8 protein-coding genes, 1 other RNA gene and 1 other annotated feature are annotated in these 12050 nt (G+C 38.0%); of the genes, 8 read left to right on the plus strand and 1 reads right to left on the minus strand.

Annotation, left to right across the window (positions count from 1 at the left end):
• Window positions 1-3: 3 nt before the first annotated feature.
• The 4 genes from AC1DFT_RS07610 to dtd all read left to right on the plus strand — a co-directional run bounded on the left by AC1DFT_RS07610 (window position 4) and on the right by dtd (window position 5406).
• Window positions 4-2142: a single-stranded-DNA-specific exonuclease C-terminal domain-containing protein gene (locus AC1DFT_RS07610; protein ID WP_477918591.1), complete on the plus strand. Its 2139-nt coding sequence runs from the start codon at window positions 4-6 to the stop codon at window positions 2140-2142.
• Window positions 2133-2645: an adenine phosphoribosyltransferase gene (locus AC1DFT_RS07615; protein WP_093266200.1), complete on the plus strand. Its 513-nt coding sequence runs from the start codon at window positions 2133-2135 to the stop codon at window positions 2643-2645. The genes AC1DFT_RS07610 and AC1DFT_RS07615 overlap by 10 nt, the downstream gene beginning before the upstream one ends.
• A gap of 118 nt (window positions 2646-2763) precedes the next feature.
• On the plus strand, window positions 2764-4953 hold the full coding sequence (locus tag AC1DFT_RS07620) for a RelA/SpoT family protein (RefSeq protein ID WP_477918592.1): 2190 nt from the start codon (window positions 2764-2766) through the stop codon (window positions 4951-4953).
• Window positions 4954-4968: 15 nt separating this feature from the next.
• Window positions 4969-5406, plus strand: a complete 438-nt coding sequence (dtd, locus tag AC1DFT_RS07625) for a D-aminoacyl-tRNA deacylase (RefSeq protein WP_477918593.1) — start codon at window positions 4969-4971, stop codon at window positions 5404-5406.
• Window positions 5407-5852: 446 nt separating this feature from the next.
• On the opposite strand, the gene AC1DFT_RS07630 is transcribed toward dtd, so the two are convergent.
• Window positions 5853-7388 carry an SH3 domain-containing protein gene (locus AC1DFT_RS07630; RefSeq protein ID WP_477918594.1) on the minus strand — a complete coding sequence of 512 codons (1536 nt, stop codon included), beginning with the start codon at window positions 7386-7388 and terminating at the stop codon, window positions 5853-5855.
• 113 nt (window positions 7389-7501) lie between these two features.
• Window positions 7502-7738, plus strand: a binding site (T-box leader).
• A 96-nt stretch (window positions 7739-7834) separates the two neighbouring features.
• Here AC1DFT_RS07630 and hisS point away from each other — a divergent pair.
• The 4 genes from hisS (at window position 7835) to AC1DFT_RS07650 (ending at window position 12044) form a co-directional block, all read left to right on the plus strand.
• Window positions 7835-9130, plus strand: coding sequence for a histidine--tRNA ligase (hisS, locus tag AC1DFT_RS07635; RefSeq protein WP_477918595.1), 1296 nt, complete (start codon window positions 7835-7837; stop codon window positions 9128-9130).
• Complete coding sequence (aspS, locus tag AC1DFT_RS07640; RefSeq protein ID WP_477918596.1) at window positions 9127-10893, plus strand: aspartate--tRNA ligase; 1767 nt, start codon at window positions 9127-9129, stop codon at window positions 10891-10893. Before hisS ends, aspS begins: the two co-directional genes overlap by 4 nt.
• Before the next feature lie 112 nt (window positions 10894-11005).
• Window positions 11006-11192: non-coding RNA, 6S RNA (gene ssrS / locus AC1DFT_RS07645), on the plus strand.
• Window positions 11193-11282: 90 nt separating this feature from the next.
• Window positions 11283-12044 (plus strand): tRNA threonylcarbamoyladenosine dehydratase, encoded by a 762-nt coding sequence (locus AC1DFT_RS07650; RefSeq protein WP_477918597.1) that lies wholly within the window; start codon window positions 11283-11285, stop codon window positions 12042-12044.
• Window positions 12045-12050 lie beyond the last annotated feature (6 nt).

The raw sequence follows: 12050 nt of genomic DNA on the forward strand, positions 1-12050 counted from the left end.
GAAATGATTCAATCTCAAAAAAAATGGCGTATTTCAAGACCGGATGAACAGCTTGTACATGAGTTAGAAACAGCACTTTCGATACCAAGTGTCTGTGCTAAAGTGCTAGTATCTAGGGGTTTTGAAAGCGTGGAAGATGTAAAAGAGTTTTTATATATAACAGAAGAACAAATATATAGTCCTTTTTTACTGAATGGAATGGATGGTTTAGTAGCTCGTGTCCAAAAAGCGATAGACGCAGGGGAACGAATCATGGTCTATGGTGATTATGACGCAGATGGTATAACTAGTACGACTATCATGATGAAAACGTTAGAGTCGATTGGAGCAGATGTTCATCCTGGCTTACAAAATTCAACATATCCATTTCCTCATTTAGCTGGAGTGGGTGTTGCTTTTAAAGTTGCACATGCGTTGATCGGAGAAATACCGAAAGAATTCTATTACTTAGTAGCAATCGGAACAATAGCGGATTTGGTTTCATTAACAGGAGAAAACCGTTATTTTGTGCAACAAGGAATAAAACAAATGCAAAGAACCGATTCTATAGCAATAGAGGCACTTGCCAATGTGAGTGGTGTAGAAATATCCACCATCAATGAGGAAACTGTTGGATTTATGTTTGGCCCGCGCATCAATGCAGTAGGTCGACTAGGGGAGGCAGCACCAGGGGTTGAATTATTTTTAACGGAAGAGCCGAACTATGCATTAGCCATTGCCAATATGTTAAATGAAAAAAATAAGGAACGGCAAGCAATCGTTAAAGAAATTACGGATGAAGCAGTGGAAATGATTGAGGAAGCAAATTTCGTAGATGGTCCTAGTGTGATCGTCGTTGGGAAAAAAGATTGGAACCCAGGTGTACTTGGTATTGTCGCTTCCAAACTAGTCGAAAAATATTATAGACCAGCTATTGTTCTTGGCTTTGATGAAGAAAAGCAAACAGCAAAAGGGTCGGCCCGCAGTATTGAAGGATTCCATATGTATAAAGAGATTGCCAAAAACAGCGACATTGTGCCCCATTTCGGTGGGCATCCAATGGCAGCTGGTATGACTTTAGCTTTAGAACATGTCGAAGCATTACGAAATCGATTAAATGAACAGGCTAAAATCGCTCTAACAGACGAACAGTTAGTCCCAGTCGTTTCAATAGATGTTCCACTTGAAATGGATGAAATTTCAACGGAATCCATTGAATCTCTCCAAAAACTTGCTCCTTTTGGAATGGATTTCGCTAAACCAGTCTATTGTATAGAAAATGTGGAAGTGTCATCTGTACGAAAAATTGGATCTGCGCAAAACCATGTGAAAATGGAGTTGAAACAAGGAGTTACATTATTAGATGCGATTGGGTTTGGCAAAGGAGAGCTGGCAGACGAAATTGCGCCTTCAGCAAAACTTTCCTTTATTGGCGATTTACAGATTAATGAATGGAACGGCCGAAAAAAGCCACAACTGATGATTCAAGATGCGAAAACAAATGAATGGCAGCTTTTTGATATACGTGGAATACGTCAAGTGAATCGCTGGCTACCGACGATTCCCCTTGAACAAACTGTTTTTGTGGCCTTCCATGAGCAGACCATAGCTCATTATAGATCCGTCATTCCAAAAGATATATGGCAAGCGGCTGAATTGATGGAACAGCAAGTACATGCAGATTTTGTGGCTATATTAGATCTGCCATCTGATGAAAAAGAACTCACAGGGTTGTTAGCATACCAGCAGTGGCAGCGGATATATGCGCATTTCTATGCAGATGAATCTACCTATTTTGAAGGATTACCTACGCGCGATCAATTTAAGTGGTACTTCTCCTTTTTAGCAAAGCGCAAAACATTTGCATTAAAACAACATATACATGAATTATCTAAGCATACAGGCTGGAGCCAAAAAACAATTAATTTTATGTCAAAGGTGTTTTTTGAGCTTAATTTTGTTAGAATAGAGGGTGGGGCGTTGGTACTGAATGATAATCCTGCTAAACAAGATCTATCTGAAGCACCAGCGTATCAACAGCGTGCAAATGAAATTAAGCTTGAACAGAAGCTATTATATGCGCCATACATTGAACTGAAACAATGGTTTGAAGAGCGAAGAGCAGGGCAAACCGTTCCTGAGGAGGAGCAAAAATGGATTTAAAGCAATATGTAACAACGGTTGAAGATTGGCCAAAACCAGGTATTAGTTTTAAGGATATTACGACAATTATGGATAATGGAGAAGCATATAAATATGCAACGGACCAAATTGTAGAATATGCAAAAAAAGTAAATGTTGATATTATCGTTGGACCGGAAGCGCGTGGATTCATCATCGGATGTCCTGTTGCTTATTCACTTGGAATAGGCTTTGCTCCAGTGCGTAAAGAAGGCAAGCTTCCACGGGAAGTAATTCGTGCAGAATATGGCTTAGAATATGGCAAAGATATTCTGACTATGCATAAAGATGCGGTAAAACCTGGACAACGTGTACTAATTGTCGATGATTTACTTGCAACTGGTGGTACGATTGATGCAACAATTCGATTAGTAGAAGAATTGGGCGGAGTCGTAGTTGGTTGTGCATTCTTAATCGAGCTTACATATCTGGAAGGTCGAAAGAAGCTAAAAGATTACGATATTTGCACATTAATGCAATACTAAATAAGGGCGGACTTTACAAGTCCCTCTTTTTTTTTATAGAATATAACTTATATATCATTTTAACTTTATTACGCCAAGGCGTATTTGATAAATAAAAACGAAATCAGGTGAGCACAGCATGGCAAAAGATCAAGTGAAGACAGCAGAAGATGTTTTCGATACCCTTTCCACTTATATGAACGAAGAGCATGTAAACTTTGTGAAAAAAGCATATGTCCTTGCAGAACATGCGCATCGAGAACAGTTTCGTAATTCTGGTGAACCATATATTTTGCATCCAATCCAAGTAGCCGGAATCTTAGCTGATCTTCAGATGGATCCAGAAACCGTTGCAGCTGGTTTTCTACATGATGTGGTAGAAGATACCGAATATACACGAGAAGATATTGTTCGCGAGTTCAATGAAGAAGTGGCGCTTTTAGTAGATGGTGTTACAAAACTTGGTAAGATTAAATATATGTCCAAAGAAGAACAACAGGCAGAAAATCATCGTAAAATGTTTATCGCAATGGCACAAGATATTCGAATCATTCTTATAAAGCTTGCGGATCGTTTACATAATATGCGTACGTTAAAACATTTACCAGAGGCCAAACAACGTCGTATTTCCAATGAAACATTAGAAATTTTTGCGCCACTTGCGCACCGACTAGGAATTTCTGCAGTGAAGTGGGAATTAGAAGATACGGCTTTACGTTACTTAAATCCACAACAATATTATCGTATTGTTAACTTTATGAAGAAAAAGCGTACGGAACGTGAATCCTATTTAAAAGATGTCATGAATGATATACGCAAGCAACTAGATGAGATGGAAGTAGTCGCAGACGTATCAGGTCGCCCAAAACATATTTATAGTATTTATCGTAAAATGGTTGTCCAAAACAAACAGTTCAATGAAATTTACGATTTACTGGCAATGCGAATCATTGTGAAAAGTATAAAAGATTGTTATGCCGTGTTAGGGGTTATCCATACATTATGGAAACCGATGCCTGGAAGATTTAAAGATTATATTGCTATGCCAAAGCAAAATTTGTATCAATCTCTCCATACTACCGTAATTGGTCCAAATGGAGATCCTTTAGAAGTGCAAATTCGTACAGAAGAGATGCATAATATTGCAGAATACGGGGTTGCAGCACACTGGGCATATAAAGAAGGTCGAAAAGTAGAGGCCAAACAAACGATCGATTCTAAATTGACTTGGTTTAGGGAAATTCTCGAATTCCAGCAAGAATCGTCCAATGCAGAAGAATTTATGGAGTCTTTAAAATTCGATTTATTTTCCGATATGGTCTATGTTTTTACTCCAAAAGGGGACGTTGTCGAGCTTCCAGCTGGCTCCGTGCCAATCGACTTTGCTTATCGAGTGCATTCCGAAGTTGGCAATAAAACAATCGGTACCAAAGTAAATGGAAAAATGGTTCCGCTTGATACAAAACTAAAAACAGGCGATATTATCGAAGTATTAACGTCGAAACAATCATTTGGCCCTAGTAAAGATTGGTTAAAAATTGCGCAATCCTCCCAAGCGAAAAATAAAATCAAACAGTTCTTTAAAAAACAACTTCGAGATGAAAACGTGTTGAAAGGTAAAGAACTAGTAGAAAAAGAAATTAAAGCACAAGAATTTGATATCAAAGAAGTAATAACCTCTGAAAATATTAAACGTGTTTGTGAAAAATATGCATTTGCAGGGGAAGAAGATTTATACGCAGCAGTTGGTTTTAATKGGATAACAGCACAACAAGTAGTGAACCGTTTAGCAGAAAAAATGCGCAAAATTCGTGATCAAGAAGAAGCACTCGAAAAAATTACTACTGAAATGAAAGCACCTACTATTAAAAAAACAACCGAGTCTGGTGTAATCGTAAAAGGGATCGAGAATTTACTAATTCGTCTTTCCCGTTGTTGCAGTCCCGTCCCGGGTGATGACATTGTAGGGTTTATCACGAAAGGCAGGGGCGTATCCGTTCACCGTGAAGATTGTCCCAACGTACAAAATGATGATGCGCACGCTAGAATTATAGAAGTCGAGTGGGAACAAACAGACTTACCACTGAAAAAAGAATATCAAGTGGATATTGAAGTTTCCGGATTTGACCGTCCTGGATTATTAAATGAAGTATTACAAGTTGTCAATGAATCGAAAACAAATATTGCAGCTGTGACCGGTAAAACGGAAAATGATATAGCTAATATCCATTTAACTATTTTAATCTCTAATATTTCGCATTTACACAAAGTAGCAGATCGGATTAAACAGTTACCAGATGTCTATTCCGTTCAACGGATTATTAACTAAAGGAGTTACCGTATTATGAAAGTCTTACTTCAACGTTGTCGAAATGCCAGTGTCACAGTAGATGGACAAGTAACTGGAAAAATTGATCATGGGTATGTGTTATTAGTTGGCATTACGTCAACCGATAGTGAAAAAGAAATAAATTATTTAGCAGACAAAATTGCCGGCTTGCGATTATTTGAAGATGAAGAAGGAAAGATGAATCATTCTATCCAAGAAGTAGGGGGTTCCATTCTTTCTGTTTCCCAGTTTACATTATATGCGGATACGCGAAAAGGTAGAAGACCAAGTTTTATCGAAGCCGCACGACCAGAAGTAGCGAAACCATTATGGGAATTATTTAATACGAATCTTCGTGATAAAGGATTTACCGTGGAAACTGGTGTTTTTGGAGCAATGATGGATGTAACATTTACAAATGATGGTCCTGTGACGATTATGTTAGAGGCATAATAGACTTATTGAATATCCAATGCAAAATTAATATTACAACAAATTGTATAAGCAAGTTTTCGGAGTACTTTGGACTTGAATGTTTAGCAATAACATTACCGGGGTTTCTAAAACGATGAAGGCGCTAGCTCTGCTAGCGCCTTCATCGTTTTTTTCGGTAATCCTAATACTACCATTCGTCCGCCGTACTCCTAAAACTTAAATAAACAAAATGCTAAAGATTTATGCTAATTAGGGCATAGCTAAACCTTCTTATTCATTAAAAAGCAGCCAAAGATACAATTTTGGCTGCTCAGTACTTCTCTATATTATTTCGGCCTTTTTATTGGAAGATAGTATCCCTATTTTATATAGCCTCTCAAAAAAATAAACGGTAATAATATCGCGATAAGTCTGACCAAAGCCCTTCGAAAACGATACAAAGAAGGTTTTGTTCTCGCTCTTTTTTATTCTAATTCATTATCAAAATAATTAATAATTCCATTATAAATACCATGTGTTGCCTGTTCTCTAAATTGTCTAGTCGTGACATTTCGTTCTTCTGTAGGGTTACTCAAATATCCCAACTCTATTAAAATGGCATTTTGTCTATTTTCTCGTAGAACTAAATAATTTCCGGGCTGCGTACCACGATCTCTGAGAGAAATCATATTACCTAGTCCAGCATGTACATATTGTGCTAGTTTCTTTTGATAACTATGCATGTAATACGTTGTATAGCCACGGACTGTACTATTTTCTACCGCATCATAATGTAAGCTGATAAAGGCATCGGCATCAGCTTGATGACCAATTGATACGCGTTTTCGAAGATCAACATATACATCTGATTGTCTCGTCATAATAACATTTGCTCCAGCTGCTTGTAGCTTTGAAGAAAGTAACTCTGCAGTTAACAAGGTAATATCTTTCTCATCCGTTCCAAGAGCTCCCGTAGTGCCTCGATCATTCCCACCATGACCTGCATCAATCACGATAGATAAGCCCTTCAACATTCCTTTTTTTCTAGATTGCTTTTTTTCTTGGGTTGGTATTTCCATGCTTACATTTAAATTGGATGTCGAGACGACCCAGCTTGCAACATATGCTGTTGATTTGTTATCTAAAACGATTTTATACCAGTCATTCACTTTGTCGGATACTTCAAATGTTTCCCCTGCATCTGCTCGCTTAACCACGGCACTATTTGTCGTGCTATCTGAACGCAAATTGGTTCCATTGTATAAAATAGTGATCGTATTAGTCGATTCGGCAGTTGATGTTGATTGCGATTCATTTGAAAAAGTACCATAAAAGCTGTATAACCACCCAGTTTTTCCGTTATCCAATTGAACTTTTACCCAATTATGATTGGTATCAAGTACTTCAAATTGTGTGCCCTTTGTTACTTGTCCAATTTGTTTAGAGGATAGATCCGCTTTTGCACGAACATTCAATACATCAACAGATACAACAAATAATTTGTCTGAAGAAGGAATTTTAGTATTCGTCACTTCGTTTGTAGTTTGTTCGGCAACCGTAATATATGCCGCGTTTACCCATCCTTTTCTACCTTGAAAATCAATTTCTATCCATTCGCCTTCTGATTTGAAGGCAGGTGTTTGATCTCCTTCATTTAGCTGACCGATGACAGCAGAAGAAGTAGATGGCTCTGTTCGAACATTTAAACGGTTTGCTTTTGAAACGACTTGTTTATTCGTCATTTCGATTGCTTCACTTGATGTATACCAACTGGCAACCCAACCAGTGGTGGTTCCATATTTAATCTGGAGCCAATCATTTTCTTTGTCGATCACAACTAGCTTGTCATTACGCGAGACTGCGCCAATTATGTCGTATGTAAGTCCTGGTCCTGATCGAACCTTCAGCGAAGAAACATTTACGGTCACTTCGTTTTCCTGTGCTTCTACTGGAAAAGTAGGAATAAGTAGAATGACAGCAAGGAAAAAAATCATTGTTTTTTGCACTATTTTTTTTGACATTGAATCACTCCTACTACCATTGTAAATTTTCTGATATAAAATTTCTACCTTTTATTCAAAAGGGTTGACTTATTTCCATTACGTTATTAAGATAAAGTATAATTACAAACTAAAACAAACCGATGACCGAAAAAGTAACTGTTTGAAACGGATGACAAGAGAAGGAAAGACGTGGCTGAAATCTTTCCTACAGACGAACTCAGTGAACAACATTCGAGAGGATTTTTGTCGAAAAAGATTTTCTTTAGTAGGCATAAACGGAGCTGGCCGTTATCCAGAGTCGAGAGGGTCAGTTTTTTTGACCAACTAGGGTGGAACCGCGGAAGCTTATATAAGCTCTMGTCCCTTGCTATATGCAAGGGATGAGAGCTTTTTTGTCTTTATTCAGGCGGATGTCCAAACACCCGTCGAATAAAGATAAATTGAAAAAGAAAGGGGCAATAGCCATGGATATTAAAGTACCAAGAGGAACGCAAGATATTTTACCCTCAGAAACAGGGAAGTGGCAAGTAGTAGAAGAGCTAATAAGAGACACTTGTCGAATGTATCAATATAAAGAAATTAGAACGCCTATTTTCGAACACACGGAGCTATTTACAAGAAGTGTTGGAGATACAACAGATATTGTGCAAAAAGAAATGTACACGTTCCAAGATCGCGGGGATCGTTCACTTACGCTTCGTCCGGAAGGCACAGCATCTGCGGTACGTGCATTTGTAGAACATAAAATGTTCGGATACCCAGACCAACCGGTGAAATTGTACTATATGGGACCAATGTTCCGCTACGAACGCCAACAAGCTGGGCGCTATCGTCAATTTGTTCAATTCGGAATTGAAGCAATTGGTAGTGCAGATCCAGCAATCGATGCAGAAGTAATTTCACTTGCTATGTCTGTGTATCATAAAGCAGGATTAAAAAAATTGAAGCTCGTTATTAATTCGCTTGGGGATACGGAAAGCCGTGTTAAGCATAAAGAAGCATTAGTAAATCATTTTGAACCGCATATTGCAGAGTTTTGTTCGGATTGTCAAAATAGATTACAAAAAAATCCACTTCGTATTTTAGATTGTAAAGTGGATCGAAATAATCCGTTAATGGCAACTGCTCCTTCTTTGACTGATTATTTAAATGATGAATCAGCTGCTTATTTTGAAAAAGTAAAAGAATATTTAACGCTATTAAATATACCTTTCGAAGTAGATCCTAACTTGGTTCGTGGACTGGATTATTATAATCACACTGCTTTTGAAATTATGAGTGTAGCGGAAGGTTTTGGTGCTATTACAACACTTGCAGGTGGCGGAAGATATAACGGACTTGTGGAAGAGCTTGGTGGACCAGCTTCTCCAGGTATCGGATTTGCGATGAGTATTGAACGATTATTACTTGCAGTAAAAGCAGAAAACAATCAATGGGAAGATCTATCTTCATTAGACGTATATGTAATTGGTATGGGGGAAGCAGCAAAGAAAAAAGCAGTCGAGCTTACATATGAATTACGTCAAAACGACATTACAGCAGAAATGGACTACCTAGATCGAAAAGTAAAAACACAAATGAAATCGGCAGACCGCTTAAAAGCAAAATTAGTACTTGTTATCGGTGACGATGAACTGGAGAAACAAAGTGCAATGCTAAAAGATTTAGCAACAGGAGAACAAAAGCTGATCCCATTTAGCACATTAATCGAGCAAATAAAAGAAGATATAACAACACAAGTGGAGGCAAAAGAACAATGAACAGAACACATACAAGTGGACAGTTAAATGAGCAACATATTGGCGAGTCCGTCCAGTTAATCGGATGGGTACAAAAACGAAGAGACTTAGGTGGATTGATATTTGTTGATGTGCGCGATCGTTCGGGCCTTGTACAAGTTGTCTTTAATCCAGAAATTTCGGAAACAGCAATCCAAGTTGCAGAGAAACTTCGTAATGAATACATCATTCAAGTGAATGGGACAGTTATTGCACGTGCAGAAAACCAAGTGAATGCAAATATTCCTTCCGGTGCAATTGAAGTACATGCAAAAGAAGTTAAAATTATCAACGAAGCGAAAACCCCACCATTCGCAATCGAAAACAATACAGATGCCGGCGAAGACGTACGTTTAAAATATCGTTATTTAGATTTAAGAAGACCAGCTATGTACGACACATTCAAAATGCGCTCAGATATTACAAAAACGGTAAGACGTTTCTTGGATGATGAAGGGTTTTTAGAAGTAGAAACTCCAATTTTAACAAAATCTACACCTGAAGGGGCGCGTGACTATTTAGTCCCAAGTCGTGTGCATAATGGAGAGTTTTATGCTTTACCACAATCTCCTCAATTATTTAAGCAATTGTTAATGGTAGGTGGATTTGAGCGTTATTATCAAATCGCAAGATGTTTCCGTGATGAAGATTTACGCGCAGACCGTCAACCTGAATTTACACAAATCGATATGGAAATGAGTTTCTTATCGATGGACGAAATTTTAGAAATGAATGAGCGCATGATGAAAAAAATCATGAAAGATGTAAAAGGTATTGATGTGACAATTCCTTTCGCACGCATGGATTACGACGAAGCAATGGCACGTTACGGATCAGATAAACCAGATGTTCGATTTGGTCTAGAGTTAGTAGATTTATCGGAAATTGTGAAAAATAGCGCATTTAAAGTGTTTACTGCAGCAGTTGAAACAGGCGGTCAAGTAAAAGCGATTAACGTTAAAGGAGCAGCAGCTAATTATTCTCGTAAGGATATCGATGCTTTAGGTGAATTTGCTGCCGTGTACGGTGCCAAAGGTCTTGCTTGGTTAAAAGTAGACGAAGAAGGATTAAAAGGTCCTATCGCTAAGTTTTTCGAAGGGGAAGCACAAGCGAGCTTAATCCAAACATTAGAAGCTTCTGCAGGAGATTTACTGTTATTCGTAGCAGATAAAAAATCGGTTGTAGCAGATGCGCTTGGAGCACTTCGTTTAAAACTAGGAAAAGATTTAGGATTGATCGATGAAAATAGCTTCGCGTTTTTATGGGTCGTAAACTGGCCATTATTCGAATATGACGAAAAAGAAGGTCGTTACTATGCAGCACATCATCCGTTTACACGACCATTTGACGAAGATCTTCCTTTAATGGATACCGATCCAAGTAAAGTACGTGCGCAAGCATATGACTTAGTATTAAACGGCTATGAGCTGGGCGGTGGGTCTTTACGTATTTATTCGAGAGATGTTCAGGAAAAAATGTTCCAAATACTAGGTTTCTCAGATGAAGAAGCGAAAGAGCAATTTGGTTTCTTAATGGAAGCTTTTGAATATGGAACTCCTCCACATGGTGGGGTGGCATTTGGTTTAGACCGTGTCGTGATGCTTCTTTCTGGCAGCACAAACTTACGCGATACAATTGCTTTCCCGAAAACGGCAAGTGCTAGTGATTTATTGACGCAAGCCCCAAGTCCAGTAGCGCAAGCACAACTGGAAGAGTTAAGGTTGAAATTAACTATTTCACAATGATTTTATAGAGATATAAGTAAAAAGTCATAAATCCCAACATTCAGAATAGTTAGTAAATATCACAATAAAATGATTGAACTTTCATAAATCGTATGCTATTATACAAGTAATACGAATCCTGATGTGTTCGCAACATGCAATCAGTTTTGACCGAACAATTTTTATCGTTGGGAGTCTAACTTTTATTATGAATGACATGCCCTGTAAAAGGGACGCCAAAAGTAATAAAGAGGACACCCACCTGCTGAGTGCGGGTTCAAAACGATACGCTTTATATTGTCGGCACGATTGGGATTCGTCCTAGATTACTAATGTCCCTCTAGCAATTATTTGCTGGAGGGTTTTTATTCGGTTTAATCCAACTAATTTGATACAGATGGAGTGTTTATATGTTACATCAATTTTCAAGAAATGAATTATCCGTAGGAAAAGAAGGCGTAGATTTAATCAGAAATACGACGGTCGCTATTTTAGGTGTCGGCGGGGTCGGCTCTTTTGCAGCAGAAGCATGTGCAAGAAGTGGCGTCGGTCGCATTATTTTAGTGGACAAGGACAATGTAGATATTACGAATATAAATCGTCAATTAGTAGCATATATGTCTACGATCGGTCGTTCGAAATCAGAAGTGATGAAAGAGCGAATTGCTGATATTAATCCAGCATGTGAAGTAATTGATATGCATATGTTTTATACAGAAGAAACATATGAGCAATTTTTTGCCATGGATATAGATTATGTAATTGATGCGTCCGATACAATTATTTATAAAGTTCATTTGATGAAAGAATGTTTAAAACGAGGCATTAAAATTATTTCGAGTATGGGAGCAGCGAATAAAACTGATCCTACTCGCTTTCAAATTGTCGATATTTCGAAAACGCATACGGATCCAATTGCACGAGTTATTCGTACGAAATTGCGTAAAGAAGACCATATTACAAAAGGGATTCCAGTCGTATTTTCGGATGAAAGTCCAATAGTCGTACGTGAAGATGTAGTAGATACTGTCGGGAAACCAGATGCAGCGATTCGTAAAGCAAAAATGCCACCAGCTTCTAACGCATTTGTCCCATCTACAGTAGGACTTATCTGTGCAAGTTGGGTGATTAACGATATAACAAGAGAAATTCACATCAATCGAGTGAAGTAATCAGTT

This window comes from Psychrobacillus sp. 05T411 (genome assembly GCF_056396485.1).

Excerpts from the sequence above, each read along its gene's own strand:
- hisS (WP_477918595.1), top strand. The coding sequence starts at position 7,835 with ATGGATATTAAAGTACCAAGAGGAACGCAAGATATTTTACCCTCAGAA.
- AC1DFT_RS07610 (WP_477918591.1), top strand. The coding sequence starts at position 4 with ATGATTCAATCTCAAAAAAAATGGCGTATTTCAAGACCGGATGAACAG.
- AC1DFT_RS07630 (WP_477918594.1), bottom strand. The coding sequence starts at position 7,388 with ATGTCAAAAAAAATAGTGCAAAAAACAATGATTTTTTTCCTTGCTGTC.
- AC1DFT_RS07650 (WP_477918597.1), top strand. The coding sequence starts at position 11,283 with ATGTTACATCAATTTTCAAGAAATGAATTATCCGTAGGAAAAGAAGGC.
- dtd (WP_477918593.1), top strand. The coding sequence starts at position 4,969 with ATGAAAGTCTTACTTCAACGTTGTCGAAATGCCAGTGTCACAGTAGAT.
- AC1DFT_RS07615 (WP_093266200.1), top strand. The coding sequence starts at position 2,133 with ATGGATTTAAAGCAATATGTAACAACGGTTGAAGATTGGCCAAAACCA.
- aspS (WP_477918596.1), top strand. The coding sequence starts at position 9,127 with ATGAACAGAACACATACAAGTGGACAGTTAAATGAGCAACATATTGGC.